The organism is Propioniciclava coleopterorum (assembly GCF_011393335.1).
Lineage (GTDB): Bacteria > Actinomycetota > Actinomycetes > Propionibacteriales > Propionibacteriaceae > Propioniciclava > Propioniciclava coleopterorum.
Genome location: NZ_CP049865.1, coordinates 2,658,291 through 2,677,238 on the forward strand (window position 1 = coordinate 2,658,291; position 18,948 = coordinate 2,677,238).

Here is an 18,948-nt window from a genome sequence, read left to right on the forward strand (position 1 = left end):
GACGGTTGTGGCGATCCTGACCCCGAGTCGCACCACCCGTCCGGCGAGCGCGGCGCCCGGTCGGAAGGACCGCGCCGAGCGGGGCCTGCGGGCCTCGGCGTCGCACTGGCTGGCGCATCCGCTGGCGGACGTGTTCCTGGTGACCGTGCCGACGCTGATCCTGATCGGGCTGGGCACGCTGATGGTCTGGTCGGCGTCGACGCCGTACGGCCAGCGCCAGTTCGACAACCCCTACTACTTCGTCTTGCGGCACGGGATGTTCCTGCTGCTGGCGCTCATCGCCGGGGCCGTGACCGCCCGCATCCGGGTGCAGGCCTACGCCGGCGTGCTGTCGTGGGTCATCCTGTCCGGGACCGTCATCGCGCTCGCGCTCACCTTCACCCCGCTGGGGTACGGCGTGGGCGGCAACAAGAACTGGCTCAACTTCGGCGGCTCCAACACCATGCTGCGGCTGCAACCCGCGGAGTTCGCCAAGCTCGCCATCGTCGTGTGGGGCGCCGCCGTCCTGTCGACCAAGCGCAAGCTGCTGGGCAGCGTCAAGCACGTGCTCATGCCGTTCGTCGTCTTCTCGATGGGCCTGATCGGCCTGGTGGTGCTGCAGAAGGACCTCGGCACCGCGATCATCCTCGCGCTGCTCATGCTCGGCATGCTGTGGTGCGCCGGGGCCCCGCTGCGCGTGATCAGCCTGCTGGTCGCGTTGTTCGGCGCCGGAACCGCCGCGCTGGTTTATCTCGAGCCGAACCGCATGGCGCGCATCCTGGGGTTCCTGGACCCCACCGCCGATCCCACCGGCATCAACCACCAGCCCATCCGGGCGCTCTACGGGCTCGCCACCGGCGGCTGGCTCGGCGTCGGGCTGGGCGCGGGCCGGCAGAAGTGGGGCGCGCTGTCGGAGGCGCACACCGACTACATCCTCGCCGTCATCGGCGAGGAGCTCGGCCTGCTCGGCACGCTCATCGTCTTCGCGCTGTTCGTGGCGCTCGCCTGGGGCGGCTTCCGCATCGCCGTGCGCAGCTCGTCGTTCTTCGGACGCCTCGCGGCGTCCGGCATCACCCTGTGGCTCACCCTGCAGGCGCTGATCAACATCCTCGTGGTGCTCCAGTGGGCGCCGGTGCTGGGCGTCCCGCTACCCTTCGTGTCGTACGGCGGGTCGGCGATGCTGGCCAACGTGATGGCCATCGGGGTGCTGGTGGCCTGCGCCCGGGACGAGCCCGGAGCCATCGCCTGGCGGCGCAAGCGGGCCAAGCGGAAGGCGCCGAGCCGCCGCTTCTCGACGGTCCTGCCGGGCCGTCGCCCATCCTGACGGAGGAACACCGATGGTCTCGATCGTCCTCGCCGGCGGAGGCACCGCCGGCCACACGTCGCCCCTGATCGCGACGGCCGAACGGCTGCGCGAGCAGGAGCCCGACGTCCGCCTCACGGTGGTGGGGACGCCCAAGGGCATCGAGTCGCGCGTGATCCCGGCCGCCGGCCTCGACCTGTGGATGATCCCGCCCGTGCCGCTGCCGCGCCGGCCCACCCCCGCGCTGCTGCGCGTCCCGGGCCGGCTGATGGGGGCGGTGCGCCAGTCCATCGCCATCCTCGACGAGGTCGGCGCGGACGCCGTGGTGGGCTTCGGCGGCTACGTGTCGCTGCCCGTGTACCTCGCCGCCCTCGCGCGGCGCGTCCCGGTCGTCATCCACGAGCAGAACGCCGTGCCCGGGCTGGCGAACAAGATCGCGACCCGGTTCGCCTCGGTCGTCGCCGTGTCGTTCCCCGACACCCCGCTCAAGGGCGCCCGCTACGTCGGCCTGCCGCTGCGCGCGGCCATCTCCCGGCTGGACGCGGACGCGGCCCGGGCGCAGGCGCGCGCCGACCTCGGCTTCGAGGGCGAGCGGCCGCTGCTGCTGGTCTCCGGCGGCTCGCAGGGCGCGGTCGCCATCAACGACGCCACCCTGGCCGCCCGCGACGAACTGCTGGCCGCGGGCGTCGACGTCCTCCACGTGCTGGGGCCCCGGAACCTCACCGGCGACCACGTCGTCGTCACGGACCCCGACACGGGCGCGTCCTACCGGCCCGTCGGCTACGTGGACGCGATGGAGCAGGCCTACGCGGCCGCCGACCTGATGGTGGGCCGCTCCGGCGCCGGCACCGTGATGGAGACCGCCACCGTCGGGCTGCCCGTGGTGTTCGTGCCCCTGCCGCACGGCAACGGCGAGCAGGCGCGCAACGCGACCTTCCTCGTCGAGGGCGGCGCCGGGGTCGTGGTGCCCAACGCCGAGTTCGACGGCCCGCGCCTCGTCCACGAGGTGCTGCCGCTCCTCAACGACCCCGAGCGGCTCGCCGCCGTCCGGGGGCGGCTGGCGGGGCTGGTGCCCAAGGACGCGGCCGCCGACCTGGCGGCCATGGTCCTCGACGTGGCCCGGGGGAAGTGACATGCCACTCATCACGCCCGTCGCCCTCGAACCCCTGGACGCGCTGGGCCCGGTCCACTTCATCGCCCTCGGCGGCGCCGGCATGAGTGGGATCGCCGCCGCCTACGCCGACAGCGGCCTGACCGTCTCGGGCAGCGACCGCGACGACTCCGCGGCCCTGCGGCGGCTCGCCGACCGCGGCGTCACCACCTACGTGGGCCACGACCCCGCCCAGCTGGGCGACGCGCGGACGGTGGTCGTCTCCTCCGCGATCAAGCCCGACAACGTGGAACTCGCGGAGGCCCGGCGTCGCGGCCTGCGGGTGTGGCACCGGTCGGCCGCGCTGGCGGCCCTGATGCTCGGCCGGCGCGGCGTCGCCGTGGCCGGCACGCACGGCAAGACGACCACCACCGGCATGATCGCCACGATGCTGATCGGCACCGACGCCGACCCCGGCTACGTCATCGGTTCGCCGCTGGCCACCACGGGGGAGAGCGCCGCGCTGGGGGGCGGGCCGGCGTTCGTGGTCGAGGCCGACGAGTCGGACGGCTCGTTCCTGCAGTACCCCGCCGAGATCGTGGTGGTCACCAACATCGAGGCCGACCACCTCGACAACTGGGGGACCCGCGAGGCCTACGAGGACGGCTTCGTCCGGCTGGGCACGGCCCCGGGGGTCCGCACCGTCATCATGAACGCCGACGACCCGCGCTGCCTCGCGGTGGCCGACCGCGTCCGCGCCGCCGGCAAGGACGTCGTCCTGGTCGGCGAGTCCGAGGGCGCGGACGTGCGGCTGACGGCCGTCCGGCTCGGCCCGGGCGTCACCGAGGCGCAGCTCACCGCCGACGGCGACGCGGGGCTGCTGCGGCTGGCGGTGCCGGGCCGGTTCAACCTGGCGAACGCGGCGGCCGCGTACGCGGCCGGGCGCGCGCTGGGGCTGCCCGGCGCCGACCTGCGGGAGGCGCTGTCCGCCTTCACGGGCACGCACCGCCGCTTCGAGTTCCGCGGCGTGTGCGGGGGCGTGCGCGTCTACGACGACTACGCCCATCACCCCACCGAGGTCGCCGCGATCCTCGCCGCCGCCCGCTCGTCGGTGCCCGAGGGCGGCCGGCTGGTCGCGTGCTTCCAGCCGCACCTGTTCAGCCGGACCCGCGACTTCGCCGACGAGTTCGCCGAGGCGCTCAAGCCCGCCGACCTGGTCGTGCTCGCCGGCATCTACCCGGCTCGGGAGGACGCCGCGGACTTCCCCGGCGTGACCTCGACCGGACTGGGCGAACTGGCCGCCGGGCACGGGGTGGCCACGCGGGTGGTCGAGGACCTGGCCGAGGTCCCCGACGTGCTCGCGGCGCTCGTCGAGCCGGGCGACCTCGTCCTGACCATCGGCGCCGGCAGCGTGACGACGGTCGGCCCCGCCCTGCTCGCGCGCCTCGGGAGGGGTGCGTGACCGAACCGCTCGTCGACGTGACCGGAGCGCGCAAGCGACGCGCGCAGGCGAAGCGACTCCGCACGCTGAAGCGCGTCGCGCTCGCGGTGGGGGTGCTGGCGCTGATCGGCGCGCTGGCCTGGGTCGTGTGGGGCTCCCCGTGGCTGCTCGCCCGCCAGGTCGAGGTGCGCGGCACGTCGCTGCTGAGCGTGCAGCAGGTCACCGACGCCGCGCAGGTGCCCTTGGACACGCCGCTCGCCGCGGTGGACACCGCCGGCGTCGAGCAGCGGATCACCACGGCGCTGCCCGCCGCGGCTTCGGCCAGGGCGGGGCGCTCCTGGCCCGGGACCGTCGTCATCGACGTCACCGAGCGGACGCCGGCGCTCAGCATCCCGCTGGGCCGGGAATACCTGTGGGTCGCCGGGGACGGCGTGATCTTCCACCGCACGGCGACCCCGCCCGAGGGCGTCCTGCTCGTGAACGGCAGCGTGACCGACGAGGAGACCATCACCGCGCTGGCGAAGGTCGCCGCGGCGCTCCCGCCGGCGGTGCGCGAGCGCGCCGAGGGCATCATCGCCGCCTCCCGCGACTCGGTCGTCATCAACCTGACCGACGGGCGCCGCGTCGTGTGGGGGAGTTCAGACGACAGCGAACTCAAGGCCCGCGTGGTCGTCCCGCTGCTCAAGGTGAAGGCCCGCGAGTACGACGTGTCGGCGCCGACGCACCCCATCACCCGCTGACGCGCCCGCCGGCACGGGGGCACTTCCCCGACCGACGGACGGCGGGGCCCGGCGCTGCGGCGTCCTCCCGCGGGGGACAACCCTCGACCCTCGACCGAAGTCTCAACCCAAGGTTGAGAGGCGCGCCCGGGGGAACGTGGCACTGGGTCTGCGGGGCGAGCCTCGGATACCCTGAACGGCAGTCCCTCCCAGGTCGTTGTCTTCCCACGCCGGACGCCTGCGGTGCGAGGGGGCAACGAAGTTTCGACGACAGGATTGGGTACCGAACGTGGCGAGTGCATCCCAGAACTACCTGGCGATCATCAAGGTGGTCGGCGTCGGTGGCGGCGGCGTCAACGCCGTGAACCGGATGATCGAGGCCGGCCTGCGCGGCGTGGAGTTCATCGCGGTGAACACCGACGCCCAGGCGCTCCTCATGAGCGACGCCGACGTCAAGCTCGACATCGGGCGCGACCTGACGCGCGGGCTCGGCGCCGGCGCCGACCCCGACAAGGGTCGCCAGGCCGCCGAGGATCACGCGGAGGAGATCGAGGAGGTCCTGAAGGGGGCCGACATGGTCTTCGTCACCGCGGGCGAGGGCGGCGGCACCGGCACCGGCGGCGCGCCCGTCGTGGCCCGCATCGCGCGCTCGCTGGGCGCGCTGACCATCGGCGTCGTGACGCGGCCGTTCTCCTTCGAGGGCAAGCGCCGCTCCACCCAGGCCGAGAACGGCATCGCCGCGCTGCGCGAAGAGGTCGACACCCTCATCGTCATCCCCAACGACAAGCTGCTGGAGATGACCGACCACCACGTCGCGATCCTCGAGGCCTTCAAGCAGGCCGATCAGGTGCTGATGCAGGGCGTCTCGGGCATCACCGACCTCATCACCACGCCGGGTCTGATCAACCTCGACTTCGCGGACGTGAAGGCCGTCATGAGCAACGCCGGCTCCGCGCTGATGGGCATCGGCTCGGCCCGCGGCGAGGACCGCGCCCGCGCCGCCGCCGAGATGGCGGTGTCCAGCCCGCTGCTGGAGGCGTCCATCGACGGCGCCCACGGCATCCTGCTGGCGATCGCCGGCGGCTCCGACCTGGGCCTGTTCGAGGTGTCCGCCGCCGCCAACCTCATCGAGTCGGCCGCCCACGAGGACGCCAACATCATCTTCGGAACGGTCATCGACGACGCCCTGGGCGACGAGGTGCGCGTGACGGTGATCGCCGCCGGCTTCGACGGCGGCAGCCCGCCGCGGCGGCAGCCCGGCGTGACGCGGCAGCCCGACCTGGCCCGCCAGCGCCCGCCGCAGCCCGCGCCCTCGACCCCGTCGCCGGCGACGCCCGGGCTCCAGCAGCAGGCGCCCAGCCAGCCCCGGCCCGCGTCGCCCGCGCCGGACCCCTGGCAGCAGCCCGCTCCGGCCTCGCGCCCGGCTCCGCAGCCGTCGCCCGATGACGACGACGAACTCGACGTGCCGGACTTCCTGAAGTAGGCCCGTTGTTCTGGTTCCGCCGCGACCCCGACGCCCGCCTGGGCGTCGGGGTCGCGTTCACCTCCGCCGACCTGGACCTGGGCGACCTGCGCGATCGGGCGGCCCGCGACGCCGACCTGACGCGGCTGGGCGCTGCGCTCGGCGTCCCGGTCGGGATCGTGGCGCAGGTGCACGGCAACGCCGTGGTGCGCGCCGCCCACCCGCCGTCGCCCGGCGACGTCGCCCCGCTGGATCTGACGTGCGAACGGGCCGACGCGCTCTGGACGAGCGAGCCCGGGCTGGCCGTCGCGGTGCGCGTGGCCGACTGCGTGCCGGTGTGCCTGGCCGCCGAGGACGCCTCGGTCGTCGCGGCGGTGCACGCGGGGCGCCCGGGGCTGCTCAACGGCGTGCTCGGCCGGGCCGTCGCGGACCTGCGCGCGGTCACGGACGCGCCGCTGCGGGCCTGGATCGGCCCGCACGTGTGCGCGTCCTGCTACGAGGTGCCCGCCGCGATGGCGCGCGAGGCGTCCGCGGCGTTGGGGATCGCGCCCGCCACGACCTCGTGGGGGACGCCGACGCTCGACCTCACCGCGGCGGCGGTGCGCCAGCTCGAGGCCGCCGGGGTGGCCACGGAGTTCGTCGGCGGCTGCACCCGGGAGGAGCCGCGGCTGCACTCGTACCGCCGCGACGGCGCGGACGCGGGCCGGCTCGTCGGCGCGATCTGGATCGCGGAGCGCTGATCGCCCCGGCGCGCGGCGTGGCACGCGGGGCCGCACCGAGGCGCGCTAGTGTGTTGGCGACCCTGGAACGGAGGAACCCCATGGCTGATGGTTTGAAGAAGGCTGCCGTGTGGCTTGGGCTGATGTCCGACACGCCCTACCCCGACGACGAGCGTGACGACGAGCTCACCGAGGCCGTTCCGGCGCGTGACGGTCGGGACGGCCGCGACAGCTACGAGCGCGAGGAGCGCGGCGCGATCGAGCGCGTCGAGCACACCGACGCCAGCATCACGCCCCTGGAGGGACGCCGCCCCGCCGCGGTGCCCCGCACGGCCGACCTCACGCGCATCGTCACGGTGCACCCGCGCACCTACAACGAGGCGCGCACGATCGGCGAGCATTTCCGGGACGGAATCCCGGTGATCATGAATCTGTCCGATATGGAGGACGCCGACGCGAAACGCCTCGTGGATTTCGCGGCCGGCCTGATCTTCGGCCTGCGCGGCGCGATCGAACGCGTGACCAGCAAGGTCTTCCTGCTGTCGCCCGCCGACGTCGTGGTGACCGCCGAGGACAAGGAACGCATCGCCGGAGGATTCTTCAACCAGAGCTAGAGGATTCACCCGGCGGGTTGGCCGGGGAAATCCCGCTACAGTACCCTGACCCGTAGGGGCGCCCCCGCGCGCACCCACAACGATTGTCCATCACGTGAGGTGAACGATGACCCTGACCATCGAGCAGGTGCGCGACACGCGTTTCCACTTGGCCCGCCGGAACGGCTACGACCCGGCTGATGTCGACACGTTCGTCGACAAGGTCGAGACGACGCTGGTCGCCCTCGGCGAGGAGAACGCGACGCTGCAGCAGCAGGTCTCGACGCTCTCCGCGTCGGGCGGAGGCGCCGGCGACGCCGAGCTGAAGGAGGCCCTCGAGGCCAGGGAAGCCGAGATCGAGCGCCTCAAGGGCGAACTCTCGGCCGCCCGCTCCGGTCAGTCCGACGACGCCGCGGCCCTCCAGCGTCAACTGGACGAGCTGCGCGAGCAGGCCCAGGCCCGCGAGGCCGACCTGACCTCGCAGCTGCGCGCCAAGGACGAGGAGCTCGCCCAGCACCGCGGCGACCTGTCGCAGCACGCCGACGCGCTGCGCGACAAGGACGAGGAACTGCAGCGCAAGCAGGACGAGATCGCCAACCTGCACAACTCGCTGGCCGGCGGCGGCGACAAGGCCGCCCACCTGGAGAGCGAGCTCGCGAACCGCGACCAGCAGATCGACGAGCTGCGCGGCCAGGTCCAGGAGCTGCGCGGCGAGGTCAACAGCCGCGACGCCCGCCTCGAGGGTCTCACCGGCGAGCTCGAGCAGCTCAAGCAGACCCTGGCCACCCCGGCGATGGCCGCGGCGGTCGACGCCCCCGTCGCCGTCGCGTCCGTGGGTGCGGGCCCGCAGGAGATCATCGTCCGCGCCGCGAGCGACGCCTCGCCGGCCGTGACGCGCCTGCTGCAGATGGCGACCGAGCAGGCCGAGCAGCTCGTCACCGAGGCCAAGAGCGAGGCCGAGAAGACGACGTCGGAGGCCAACGCGCTGGCCGAGAAGGTCACCTCCGAGGCCAAGGCCGCCGCGGAGAAGACCACCGCGGACGCGCAGGCCGCCGCCGAGAAGACGACCAACGACGCCCACGAGCTGGCCCAGAGCATCGAGAACGACGCCCGCGCCCAGGCCGAGAAGACCACCGGGGACGCCGACCAGCGTGCCGCCCAGGTCGACAAGGACGCCGTGTCCCGTCGCTCGGAGCTGTTCAGCACGCTCGAGCAGGAGCGCGACGAGCTCTCGGGCCGCGTCGATCACCTGCGCGACTTCGAGAAGCGGTTCCGCGACTCGTTCACCTCGCACCTGGAGAAGCAGATCGCCGCGCTGCGCGACAACAAGCTGACGCCGGAGGACACCCCCGACCTGATGAAGGACGGCGTCCGCGGCACCTCGGCGACGCCGCGTCTGGATGCGCTGCTGAACGACGAGCACTGAGCCGACACGCACGCCTCGACGCCCCGGACGGTCCGCCGTCCGGGGCGTCGTCGCGTCCGCCGGTGAAACGTCCGTGTCACCCGGGCGTTCCCGGGAGGCGCGCCGGGGCTCGATGGTGGTACTGTCTGCGCTCAACGTTGTCGCCACACACCATTCGGGGGTAATAGATGCCCAAGCCGGCCAAGGGGAACGAGGTCGCGGTTCCCGTCCTGGACGGGGAGGATCCCTGGACCCAGGACGAGCTCGACGAGGTCCGCGAGGACCTGGTCTTCGACGTCCAGCGCATGGAGCGCGCCATCCGCACCGCCGAGCGGGGCCTGGAGCGGCTCTTCGACGACGGGACCGAGGGCGCCGGCCGCGACCCGGCCGACGTCGGCTCCACCAACTTCGAGCGCGACCAGGAGATGTCGCTGGTGCAGAACGCCCGCGACATGCTCGACCAGGCGCAGAACGCCCTGCGCCGACTGGACTCCGGGCAGTACGGCTGGTGCGAGGTGTGCGGCGAGCCCATCGGCAAGGACCGGCTGATCGCGTTCCCGCGCGCGACGCTGTGCATGGCGTGCAAGCAGCGGGAGGAACGGCGATAACCGCTCCCGCGCCGCACCGCACCGTCTCGCCGAAGGTCGCCTGGGGCCTCGCCCTGGGCGTGGCGCTGGTCGGCTACCTGATCGACCTGGGCACCAAGACGCTCGCCCTGGCGTACCTCGACCCGCAGAACCCCCGGTGCTGCTGGGCGGCCTGCTCCGGCTGCAGCTGATCTTCAACCCCGGAGCGGCGTTCAGCATGGGGGAGTCGGTGACCCCGGTGTTCACCGTCATCTCGATCGTGGCGCTGGTGTTCGTGCTGGGGCGGCTCCTGCCGCGCACCCGCCACGTGGGCTGGGTCGTCGCGCTGGGCCTGGTGCTGGCGGGCATCCTCGGGAACCTGACCGACCGGATCTTCCGCCCGCCGGGCTTCCTGCACGGGCACGTGGTCGACTTCCTGCAGCTGCCCAACTTCGCGATCTTCAACGTGGCCGACATGTGCATCACGTTCGCGGCCGTACTCATCATCTGGCTCGTCGCCATCACCCAGGTCGACCTGGCGGGCCGCTCGACGCGGGACGCGGACAAGGCCGAGGCGTGAGCATCCACCTGGTGCCGGACGGCCTCGCGGGCGACCGGGTGGACGCCGCGGCGTCCCGGATGACCGGGGTGAGCCGTTCACGGCTCGCCGAGCTCATCGAGCAGGGCCTCGTGCGCCTCAACGGCACCGCCGTCACCAAGTCCACGCGCGTCGCGGCCGGGGACATGCTGGAGGTCGAGCTGCCCGAGCCGCGCGTCGCCCAGGTCACCCCGCAGCTGGTCGAGGGCATCCGGATCGTGCACGACGACGCCGACCTCGTCGTCATCGACAAGCCCGCCGGCGTCGCCGCGCACCCGTCGCTGGGGTGGGACGGCCCCGACGTGGTGTCGCACCTGGCGGCGGCGGGGTTCCGCATCTCGACCTCGGGGGCCGCCGAGCGGCAGGGCATCGTGCAGCGGCTCGACGTGGGCACGTCCGGGCTGATGGTCGTGGCCAAGAGCGAGCGGGCCTACACGGGCCTCAAGCGGGCCTTCCGGGACCGCACGGTCACGAAGATCTACCACGCGCTCGTGCAGGGCCACCCCGACCCGTTCACGGGCACGATCGACGCCCCCATCGCGCGCCACCCCGGTCACGACTGGAAGATGGCGATCGTCGACGGCGGACGTCACAGCGTCACGCACTACGAGACGCTCGAGGCGTTCCGCGCCGCGACGCTGCTGGAGGTGCACCTGGAGACCGGCCGCACCCACCAGATCCGCGTCCACATGGCGGCCCTGAAGCACCCCTGCGTCGGCGACCCGCTCTACGGCGCCGACCCCACGCTGTCGGCGCGCCTGGGCCTGGAGCGGCAGTGGCTGCACGCCGTGGAGCTCGGGTTCGAGCACCCGGGCACGGGGGAGTGGGTCACGTTCACCTCACCGTACCCCGACGATCTGCGCCGCGCGCTGGAGGTCGTGGAGCAGGGCGGCTGAGGGCCGCGCGTCCGGAAATAGTTGGTCGGACCAATTAATGCAAGCCGCTGCCTCCGAAGGGGGTGTGCGCCGGGCGTTGGGGTAATCTTTGCCGCGTGGCAAACCTGAAGAACGATGGACTCCCCAACCGACGCGCGAAGATCGTCTGCACGCTCGGCCCGGCAACTGATTCCCCGGAGAAGGTGCTTGAGCTCATCGAGGCGGGGATGAACGTCGCCCGGTTGAACATGAGCCACGGCGACCACGAGACCCACCTGCGCCGGCTCAACGCGGTGCGCCAGGCGGCAGAGTCCGCCGGCCGCCCGATCGGCGTCTTCGCCGACCTCCAGGGCCCCAAGATCCGGCTGGGCAAGTTCGCCAACGGCGAGGAGATGCTCACCGCCGGCGACCGGTTCACCATCACCACCGACGGCGACTTCCTGGGCACCCGCGAGCGGTCCGGCACGACGCTGGCCACCCTGACCAAGGACGTGAAGCCCGGCGACCAGATCCTCATCAACGACGGCGCCATCGAGCTCAGGGCGCTCGAGGTCACCGACACCGACGTGGTCACCGAGGTGATCGTGGGCGGCCGCGTCAGCGACCACAAGGGCATCAACCTGCCCGGCGTCGCCGTGAGCGTCCCCGCGCTGAGCGAGAAGGACGCCGACGACCTGCGCTGGGCGCTGGAGAACAGCGTCGACATGGTGGCGCTGTCCTTCGTGCGTTCGGCCCGCGACGTCGACGACGTGCACGCCATCATGGACGAGTTCGGACGCCGCGTGCCGGTCATCGCCAAGATCGAGAAGCCGCAGGCCGTGGCCGCGCTCGACGACATCGTCATCGCGTTCGACGCGATCATGGTGGCGCGCGGCGACCTCGGCGTCGAACTGCCGCTCGAAGACGTCCCCGGCGTCCAGAAGCGGATCATCACCGCGGCCCGGCAGAACGCCAAGCCGGTCATCGTCGCCACGCAGATGCTGGAGTCGATGATCAGCGCGCCCCGCCCCACGCGCGCCGAGGCGTCCGACGTGGCCAACGCCATCCTGGACGGCGCCGACGCGGTCATGCTGTCGGGTGAGACCGCGGTCGGCCAGTGGCCGATCGTCACGGTCGACACGATGGGCCGGATCATCCGCAAGACCGAGTCGCTCGGCCTGGACCAGATCTTCAAGATCGACTGGGACCCGCACACCACCTCGGGCATCATCGCGAAGGCCGCCGTCGAGGTCGCCGAGCGGATCGGCGCCAAGTACCTGGTGGCCTTCACCAAGACCGGCGACACCGCCCTGCGCCTGGCCCGGCTGCGCTCGACGGTGCAGGTGTGCTCGTTCAGCCCCTACCTGGAGACCGCGCAGAAGATGACGGTCGCGTGGGGGATCAAGTCGTTCACCACCCCGGAGTTCTACTCGATGGACGCCATGGTGGACGCCGTGCAGAACAGCCTCAAGGGCACCGGGATGGTCGAGTCGGGGGACCGCCTCGTCATCGTGGCGGGCAACCCGAAGCACACCGCGGGCAAGACCAACTCGCTCCGCGTGGCCGAGATCGCGTGATCCGGCCGTACCGGGAAGGGGATTCGAACCCCTACGGGCTTGCGCCCAGACGGGTTTGAGCCGTCCGCGTATACCATTCCGCCACCCCGGCGAGTGCGTCCAACATAGTGCCACACTGGTGCCGGACACGTCGCATCGGGGCAGCGGGGCGGTACTCCGGGCACAGCAGAGCAGGAACGAGAAGAACGTGATGGAAGGAAGGTGATACCCGTGAGTGACACTCCCCCCAAGCAGCCGCGCGTGCTCGTCGCCGAGGACGAAGCGCTCATCCGTCTGGATCTCGTCGAGCTCCTCACCGGCGAGGGCTACGAGGTCGTCGGCGAGGCCGGCAACGGCGAAGAGGCGGTCAAGCTGGCGCGCGAACTGGAGCCCGACCTGGTCGTGCTCGACGTCAAGATGCCCGTCATGGACGGCATCACGGCGGCGACGATGATCGCGGAGGACCGGATCGCGCCCGTGGTGATGCTGACGGCGTTCAGCCAGCGTGAGCTGGTCGACCGCGCCCGCGAGGCCGGCGCCATGGCCTACGTCGTGAAGCCGTTCGACGCCTCCGACGTGGTCCCCGCGATCGAGCTGGCGATGGCGCGCTTCGCCGAGATCCGCGCCCTGGACGACGAGGTCGCCGACCTGGAGGACCGCCTGGCGTCCCGCAAGGCCGTCGACCAGGCCAAGGGCATGCTGCAGGAGGGCCTGGGGCTGAGCGAGGCCGAGGCCTTCCGCTGGATCCAGAAGACCGCCATGGACCTGCGCAAGTCGATGCGCGAGGTCGCCGAGGGCGTCATCGACCACAACTCGGCCGGCAAGGGCAAGAAGGGCAAGAAGAAGGCGCGTCCCGAGGAGGACTGAGGCCGCTCAGGCTTCGCGAGCCCCGTCCGGTTCCGGGCGGGGCTTCGCGCGTCGCAGGGCGACCGTCACGCGCGCGGTGCACAGCCGCTGCCCGGCGTCGTCGGTGATCAGGACCTCCCAGGTGCCCAGCGTCCCGCCGATGCGGATCGCGCGCGCCTGGCCGTGCACCCAGCCCTCGCGCGCGGGGGCGTGATGGGTGGCGTTCAGGTCGACGCCGAAGGCGGCGCCCCCCTCACCCGCGGCCTCGTAGGCGGCCATGGACGCCAGCGTCTCGGCCAGCACGCAGGACGCCCCGCCGTGCCACAGCCCGAACGGCTGGGTGTTGCCGGCCACCGGCATCCGCCCGGACGCGCGCTCGGCGCTCAGCTCGGTGAGCTCGAAGCCCATCTTCTCGTCGAGGCCGCCGGCCGCCAGGGCCGGCCATCGCGCGATGTCCATGGGCCCCATCGTGGCAGACCCCGCGCCCCGGACGCAGGGGCGGCCGGCGTCCCCGCGGCGTCCGGGAATGTCGGGGTCAGCGGCTAGGCTGCCGTCCGTGACCGAGACCGCCGCTCCCCGCCCGCGCCTGCTGTTGATCGACGGCCATTCGGTCGCCTACCGCGCCTTCTTCGCCCTCCCGGTGGAGAACTTCTCCACCAGCACCGGGCAGCACACCAACGGCGTCTACGGCTTCACCTCGATGCTCATCAACGTGCTCCGCGACGAGCAGCCCACCCACGTGGCCGTCGCCTTCGACCTGAGCCGCCAGACGTTCCGCACCGAGCGCTACTCCGAGTACAAGGCGAACCGCTCGACGTCGCCCGAGGAGTTCAAGGGGCAGGTGGGCCTGGTCCGCGAGGTGCTGGACGCGCTGCGCATCCGCCACCTGGATCTGGAGGGCTACGAGGCCGACGACATCATCGCCACCCTGTCCCGGCAGGCGGGCGAGCAGGGGTTCGAGACGCTGATCGTGACCGGCGACCGCGACGCGATGCAGCTCGTGGACGCCCACACCACGGTGCTGTACCCGCGCAAGGGCGTCAGCGACCTGCTCCGCCTCGACCCGGCGGGCGTCGAGGAGCGCTACCTGGTGGCCCCCACGCGCTACCCCGAGCTGGCCGCCCTGGTCGGGGAGACCTCGGACAACCTGCCGGGCGTGCCGGGCGTCGGGCCGAAGACCGCGGCCAAGTGGCTCGCCGAGTACGACGGCCTGGAGAACCTCATCACCCACGCCGACGGGGTGCGCGGCAAGGCGGGGGAGTCGTTCCGGGCGCACCTGGACGACGTGAAGCGCAACCGGGAGCTCAACGCGCTGGTCCGCACGTTGGAGCTGCCCCTGGGCCCCGACGACTTCGCGCGCACCGACTGGGACCGCGAGGCGGTGCACACCCTGTTCGACGCGCTGGAGTTCCGCGTCCTGCGCGAGCGGCTGCTGGAGACCCTGCCGGCCAAGGACCTGGAGCCCGAGGGCGGGTTCGAGGTCGAGGCCACGGTGCTGGGGCCCGACGAGCTGGCCGGCTGGCTGGAGGAGCACGGCGGCGACCTGGTCGGGGTCCACCCCGAGGGCCGCTGGGCGGGCGGCACCGGCGACCTGACCGGCATCGGCCTCGCCGCGCTCGACGGGTCGGCGGCCTGGCTCGACGTCGTCGCCCTCACCCCGGCCGACGACGCGGCCCTCGCCGCCTGGCTGGCCGCCGCGGACGCCCCCAAGGCGCTGCACGACGCCAAGGGACCGCTGGAGGCGATCTGGGCGCGCGGCTGGGAACTGCACGGCCTGCAGTCCGACACCCACCTGGCGGCCTACCTGCTGCGCCCCGACCAGCGCACCTACGACCTGGCCGACCTCGCAGCCCGCCACCTGCGCCGCGAGCTCACCGTGGAGGGGGCCGCGCCCGCCGACGACGGCCAACTCGCCCTCGACTTCGAGGATCCCGACGCCGGGCGGGACGCGATGCTGCGGGCGCGCGCGGTCGCCGAGCTCGCGAGCGTCCTGGACGACGAGCTCGCCGAGGCCGGCGGGGCGTCGCTGCTGCGCGAGGTCGAGCTGCCGCTGCAGCGCACCCTGGCCACGATGGAGCGCACCGGCATCGCGCTGGACACCGACGCGCTCGACGCGCTCTGGTCGGACTTCGACGCCGAGGTGCGCCGCGCCGAGCAGGAGGCCTACGACGCCATCGGCAAGCCGATCAACCTCGGCTCGCCCAAGCAGCTCCAGGTGGTGCTGTTCGACGAGCTGCAGATGCCGAAGACCCGCAAGACCCGCACCGGCTACACCACCGACGCGGACGCGCTGGAGGGGCTGTACGAGAAGACCGAGCACCCGTTCCTGGCGGCCCTGCTGCGGCACCGCGACCAGATCCGGCTGCGGCAGACCGTCGAGGGGCTGCAGAAGTCGATCGCCGACGACGGCCGCGTGCACACCACCTACCTGCAGACGGTCGCCGCGACCGGACGCCTCAGCTCGACCGACCCCAACCTGCAGAACATCCCGATCCGCACCGAGGCGGGCCGTCGGATCCGGGACGCCTTCGTGGTCGGGCAGGGCTACGAGACGCTGCTGACGGCCGACTACAGCCAGATCGAGATGCGGATCATGGCCCACGCGTCCGGCGACGCCGGCCTGATCGAGGCCTTCGCGTCCGGGGCCGACTTCCACTCCGCGATGGCGGCGCGCGTCTTCGGCGTCGAGCCGGACGCCGTGAGCGGGGCGATGCGCGCCAAGATCAAGGCGATGAACTACGGGCTGGCCTACGGGCTGTCCGCGTTCGGGCTCTCGGGGCAGCTCAAGATCTCCGTGAGCGAGGCCCGCGGCCTGATGGAGGAGTACTTCGAGCGGTTCGGGCACGTCCGGGAGTACCTGACGGGCATCGTGGCGCAGGCCCGCAAGACGGGCTACACCGAGACGATCCTGGGGCGGCGCCGCTACCTGCCGGACCTGACCTCCTCCAACCGGCAGCGCCGCGAGATGGCCGAGCGGATGGCGCTCAACGCGCCGATCCAGGGGTCGGCCGCCGACATCATCAAGCTGGCGATGCTCGACGTCGAGGCCGGGCTGGCGCAGCAGGGGCTCGACTCCCGGATGCTGCTGCAGGTGCACGACGAACTGGTCTTCGAGGTGGCGCCCGGCGAGGCGTCGGCCCTGGAGGCCCTGGTGCGCGAGCGCATGGGGAACGCCGTCGACATGGCCGTCCCGCTCGACGTCAGCGTGGGGCTGGGCCGCAGTTGGCACGAGGCCGCGCACTGACCGCCGCGGTCGAGGGCGCCCTCGCCGGGGCTGCGATCGCCGCCTTGGCCGCGCGGGCGCGGCCGCGGTGCGGCGCCACCCTCGTGGTCGCCATCGACGGACCCTCCGGCGCGGGCAAGACGACGCTCGCCCAGGACGTGGTGGCGCTCCTGGGATGCCCGGTCGTCCACATGGACGACTTGTATCCGGGGTGGGACGGCCTGCGCGAGGGCGTCGCGCTGCTGGTCTCCGAGGTGCTGGAACCGCTGGCGGCGGGGCGAGCGGCGCGCTACCGGGTCTGGGACTGGGCCGGACGCCGGCGCGGCGAGACCCGCGTCCTCGAGACGCCGCCGGTCCTGGTCATCGAGGGCTGCGGCGCGAGCGTGGGGGAGGCCGCCCGGTACGCGGCGGTCCGCGTCTGGGTGGACGCGCCGCGGGAGATCCGCCGGGCGCGCGGGCTGGCGCGCGACGGCGAGGCCTACCGCCCGTTCTGGGAGCGCTGGGCCGCCCAGGAGGACGCGCTGTTCGCCGCGGACGCGACGCGCGCCCGGGCCGACCTCGTCGTGTCGACCTGAGCGCGCCGTCACTCCCGGCGCCGGAGGGCGCCGGGCCAAGTGGTCAGCGCAGGACGGCCAGGATGTCCTCGCGCGGCTCGTCCTGGAGCGTCCACGACACCGTGAGCAGGCCGCGGGCGGCCCGGGTGTCCTCGTGCTCGGGGTCGAGGACGCGGATGAGGCGGACCTGGCCCTGGGCGTCCACGGTGGGCGGCAGGCCCGTGCCCGCGATCACGGTCGGGTTGGGCAGCGCCTCCCCGGTGTCGGCCGACTCGATGTCGGCGCCGTTGTCGCCCTCGCGGATCACGCGCAGCAACTCGGACACGTAGATGGGGTCGGTCGTGGCGTCGTAGCCGTAGCGGGTGCCCAGGGCGCTGTGCTCGAGCGTCCCGATGAGGGAGCCCTCGTCCAGGGGCTCGCCGCGCCACGTGACCGGGACGTGGTAGACGACGTCTCCGCTGCGCACGAACATGCCGTCGAGGCCCACCTCGCCGTCGGGGTCGGCGAGCCGGTAGCGGGCGACCTGCGTGAGGTCGGCGGGGTCGCCCTGGAACCAGGCCTGCTTGGGCAGCCAGCCGGCGAGAAGCTCGAGCTTGCTGGGGGACAGGGTGGCGCTGGGGTGGACCTTCGCGGTGCCGCTCATGGTGTTTCTCTCCTCGTGTATCGGTGACACCACGCTAGTCCCGACCGGGTGCCGGCGGGAGGTGTTTCACCGTGACCGGACCAGCTGTCCGACCCCTGGACCCCGCAGCCGTTCCCACGCGGCCGGACGCCCCGCCCGCAGCATCAGCAACTCGACGACCGGGCCCTCGACAAGGGGGCCGGCGCCCCGATCGAAGTCGGTGTCGGACGCGACCATCCGGACGTCTCTCACCGCCCGGCGCGCGCCCAGCAGCCCGGCGACCGCCTCGCAGGCGCGCGCCGCCACCGCGGCCGCCGCAGCGGGCGGCTCGTAGTCGATGCCGAGCGGCCGGAGGATGTCCTGGGTGTGCACCAGGATGTCGATGAGGTTCTCGCGGTGCGTCACGACCGCCGGCCCGCGCCGGACCGGGGCCCACCGCTCCCACTGGGCGAGGATGTCGGCGACCGGGGCGCTGCCGCGGTGGCGCCCGTCCCACAGGGTCAGGCCGTTGTACCCCCGCCAGACCTGCGGGAGCAGCCGGGCGAGTTCGCCCCAGGTGAGCTGCGGCGCGGCGATGACGTGGGCGGCGACATCGCGGACCCGCCAGCCGGCGCACAGGGTCGGGTGGTCCCACTGCGCGGCGGTGAGTCCGTGCAGCCGGGAGGACAGCGCGGCCCGCTCGCCGACGATGACGTCCCAGGCCCATTCCGGATCGATGACTTGCCTCATGGCGACCCCCCGTGATAGTCAGAGTATCTGACGATAATGGTCAGACTGCCTGACCGGTTCTGTCAAGGAGGATCCATGGACCCCCTGCCCCCCGCGACGCTCATGGGCATCGCCGCCCGCCACGTCGAGGCCCGCGTCCTCGAAGGGGTCCGGGCCGCCGGGTTCCCCGACCTGACCGCCGCCCAGGCCCGGATCGCCGCCCGGATCGCCGAGGGGGCAGCCGGCTGGTCGACCTGGCCGAGGCGGCCCGCGTCACCAAGCAGTCCGCCGCCGTCGCGGTCGACGGCCTGGAGCGGGGCGGCTACGTCCGGCGGGTGCCCGATCCCGACGACGGCCGCGCGCGCCTCATCCTGCTGGGGGAGCGGGGGGTGGCGGCGCGCGAGGTGGCCCGTCGCGTCGAGGCGGACGTCGCGGCCGAGTGGCGGGCGGCGCTCGGGGCGGACGGCTACGCCGCGCTGGGGGCCGCGCTGACCCGGCTCCGGCCGCTCGTGGATCCCTGGATCGAGTGAGCCGTCTCGCCGCGCGTGGCGGATTGGTGGCCCCCGCCCGCCGGGCGTATGGTGGACGCATCAACCAACCTGCGAGGGGGTGCTGCATGCCGGGCTTCTGGCGTCGTCTGACGGTCGATCTGTGCCTGCGCAGCACCTGTGGTTGTCGGGGCTGAGCGCTGCCGCGCCCCCTTCGAACCT

20 protein-coding genes, 1 tRNA gene and 1 pseudogene are annotated in these 18,948 nt (G+C 73.0%); 18 read left to right on the top strand and 4 right to left on the bottom strand.

Going from position 1 to position 18,948, the window contains the following annotated elements; translation table 11 throughout:
* Nucleotides 1-7: 7 nt before the first annotated feature.
* The 13 genes from ftsW (at nt 8) to pyk (ending at nt 12,306) form a co-directional block, all read left to right on the top strand.
* A complete protein-coding gene (gene ftsW, locus G7070_RS12650; protein ID WP_206079774.1) occupies nt 8-1,303 on the top strand; it encodes a putative lipid II flippase FtsW in 1,296 nt (431 codons plus the stop codon).
* A gap of 13 nt (nt 1,304-1,316) precedes the next feature.
* On the top strand, nt 1,317-2,414 hold the full coding sequence (gene murG / locus G7070_RS12655; RefSeq protein WP_166234038.1) for an undecaprenyldiphospho-muramoylpentapeptide beta-N-acetylglucosaminyltransferase: 1,098 nt from the start codon (nt 1,317-1,319) through the stop codon (nt 2,412-2,414).
* Nucleotide 2,415: 1 nt separating this feature from the next.
* Nucleotides 2,416-3,834, top strand: coding sequence for a UDP-N-acetylmuramate--L-alanine ligase (murC, locus tag G7070_RS12660; protein WP_166234039.1), 1,419 nt, complete (start codon nt 2,416-2,418; stop codon nt 3,832-3,834).
* Nucleotides 3,831-4,553: a cell division protein FtsQ/DivIB gene (locus tag G7070_RS12665; RefSeq protein WP_166234040.1), complete on the top strand. Its 723-nt coding sequence runs from the start codon at nt 3,831-3,833 to the stop codon at nt 4,551-4,553. Before murC ends, G7070_RS12665 begins: the two co-directional genes overlap by 4 nt.
* Before the next feature lie 268 nt (nt 4,554-4,821).
* Nucleotides 4,822-6,015 carry a cell division protein FtsZ gene (gene ftsZ, locus G7070_RS12670; RefSeq protein WP_166234041.1) on the top strand — a complete coding sequence of 398 codons (1,194 nt, stop codon included), beginning with the start codon at nt 4,822-4,824 and terminating at the stop codon, nt 6,013-6,015.
* A 5-nt stretch (nt 6,016-6,020) separates the two neighbouring features.
* Nucleotides 6,021-6,734 (top strand): purine nucleoside phosphorylase YfiH/LACC1 family protein, encoded by a 714-nt coding sequence (locus tag G7070_RS12675; protein ID WP_206079775.1) that lies wholly within the window; start codon nt 6,021-6,023, stop codon nt 6,732-6,734.
* Between the two features lie 53 nt (nt 6,735-6,787).
* Nucleotides 6,788-7,327, top strand: coding sequence for a cell division protein SepF (locus tag G7070_RS12680; protein WP_431977896.1), 540 nt, complete (start codon nt 6,788-6,790; stop codon nt 7,325-7,327).
* 106 nt (nt 7,328-7,433) lie between these two features.
* Nucleotides 7,434-8,732: a DivIVA domain-containing protein gene (locus G7070_RS12685; RefSeq protein ID WP_166234042.1), complete on the top strand. Its 1,299-nt coding sequence runs from the start codon at nt 7,434-7,436 to the stop codon at nt 8,730-8,732.
* A gap of 167 nt (nt 8,733-8,899) precedes the next feature.
* Entirely contained in the window at nt 8,900-9,319 is a 420-nt protein-coding gene (locus tag G7070_RS12690; protein ID WP_166234043.1) for a TraR/DksA family transcriptional regulator, read from the top strand.
* On the top strand, nt 9,292-9,489 hold the full coding sequence (locus G7070_RS18900) for a hypothetical protein (protein ID WP_246227088.1): 198 nt from the start codon (nt 9,292-9,294) through the stop codon (nt 9,487-9,489). Before G7070_RS12690 ends, G7070_RS18900 begins: the two co-directional genes overlap by 28 nt.
* Complete coding sequence (locus tag G7070_RS12695) at nt 9,456-9,857, top strand: signal peptidase II (RefSeq protein WP_246227089.1); 402 nt, start codon at nt 9,456-9,458, stop codon at nt 9,855-9,857. The genes G7070_RS18900 and G7070_RS12695 overlap by 34 nt, the downstream gene beginning before the upstream one ends.
* Nucleotides 9,854-10,771, top strand: a complete 918-nt coding sequence (locus tag G7070_RS12700; protein WP_166234044.1) for an RluA family pseudouridine synthase — start codon at nt 9,854-9,856, stop codon at nt 10,769-10,771. The genes G7070_RS12695 and G7070_RS12700 overlap by 4 nt, the downstream gene beginning before the upstream one ends.
* A 95-nt stretch (nt 10,772-10,866) precedes the next feature.
* Nucleotides 10,867-12,306, top strand: a complete 1,440-nt coding sequence (gene pyk, locus G7070_RS12705) for a pyruvate kinase (protein WP_246227091.1) — start codon at nt 10,867-10,869, stop codon at nt 12,304-12,306.
* A gap of 8 nt (nt 12,307-12,314) precedes the next feature.
* On the opposite strand, the gene G7070_RS12710 is transcribed toward pyk, so the two are convergent.
* Nucleotides 12,315-12,397: transfer RNA gene (locus tag G7070_RS12710), tRNA-Leu, on the bottom strand.
* 119 nt (nt 12,398-12,516) lie between these two features.
* On the opposite strand from G7070_RS12710, the gene G7070_RS12715 reads away from it, so the two are divergent.
* Entirely contained in the window at nt 12,517-13,152 is a 636-nt protein-coding gene (locus tag G7070_RS12715; RefSeq protein WP_246227093.1) for an ANTAR domain-containing response regulator, read from the top strand.
* A gap of 6 nt (nt 13,153-13,158) precedes the next feature.
* Here the strand turns inward: G7070_RS12715 and G7070_RS12720 are convergent, their stop codons facing one another.
* The gene (locus tag G7070_RS12720) at nt 13,159-13,590 is read right to left on the bottom strand and encodes a PaaI family thioesterase (RefSeq protein WP_206079776.1); all 432 of its coding nucleotides are present in this window, start codon (nt 13,588-13,590) and stop codon (nt 13,159-13,161) included.
* Nucleotides 13,591-13,657: 67 nt separating this feature from the next.
* Here G7070_RS12720 and polA point away from each other — a divergent pair, with 67 nt between their 5' ends.
* Together polA and G7070_RS12730 are read left to right on the top strand one after the other, a co-directional pair.
* A complete protein-coding gene (gene polA / locus G7070_RS12725; protein WP_206079777.1) occupies nt 13,658-16,375 on the top strand; it encodes a DNA polymerase I in 2,718 nt (905 codons plus the stop codon).
* A gap of 44 nt (nt 16,376-16,419) precedes the next feature.
* Nucleotides 16,420-16,929: an AAA family ATPase gene (locus G7070_RS12730; RefSeq protein WP_246227095.1), complete on the top strand. Its 510-nt coding sequence runs from the start codon at nt 16,420-16,422 to the stop codon at nt 16,927-16,929.
* 43 nt (nt 16,930-16,972) lie between these two features.
* On the opposite strand, the gene G7070_RS17945 is transcribed toward G7070_RS12730, so the two are convergent.
* Both G7070_RS17945 and G7070_RS12740 read right to left on the bottom strand, forming a co-directional pair.
* Nucleotides 16,973-17,551 carry a maltokinase N-terminal cap-like domain-containing protein gene (locus tag G7070_RS17945; protein ID WP_206079779.1) on the bottom strand — a complete coding sequence of 193 codons (579 nt, stop codon included), beginning with the start codon at nt 17,549-17,551 and terminating at the stop codon, nt 16,973-16,975.
* A gap of 66 nt (nt 17,552-17,617) precedes the next feature.
* Nucleotides 17,618-18,259: a maleylpyruvate isomerase family mycothiol-dependent enzyme gene (locus tag G7070_RS12740; protein WP_166234047.1), complete on the bottom strand. Its 642-nt coding sequence runs from the start codon at nt 18,257-18,259 to the stop codon at nt 17,618-17,620.
* 233 nt (nt 18,260-18,492) lie between these two features.
* Here G7070_RS12740 and G7070_RS18905 point away from each other — a divergent pair.
* Both G7070_RS18905 and G7070_RS18910 read left to right on the top strand, forming a co-directional pair.
* Nucleotides 18,493-18,543, top strand: a pseudogene (locus G7070_RS18905) (hypothetical protein); the annotation flags it as partial.
* A gap of 30 nt (nt 18,544-18,573) precedes the next feature.
* Nucleotides 18,574-18,768: a hypothetical protein gene (locus G7070_RS18910; RefSeq protein ID WP_246227097.1), complete on the top strand. Its 195-nt coding sequence runs from the start codon at nt 18,574-18,576 to the stop codon at nt 18,766-18,768.
* The last annotated feature ends 180 nt before the right edge of the window (nt 18,769-18,948 follow it).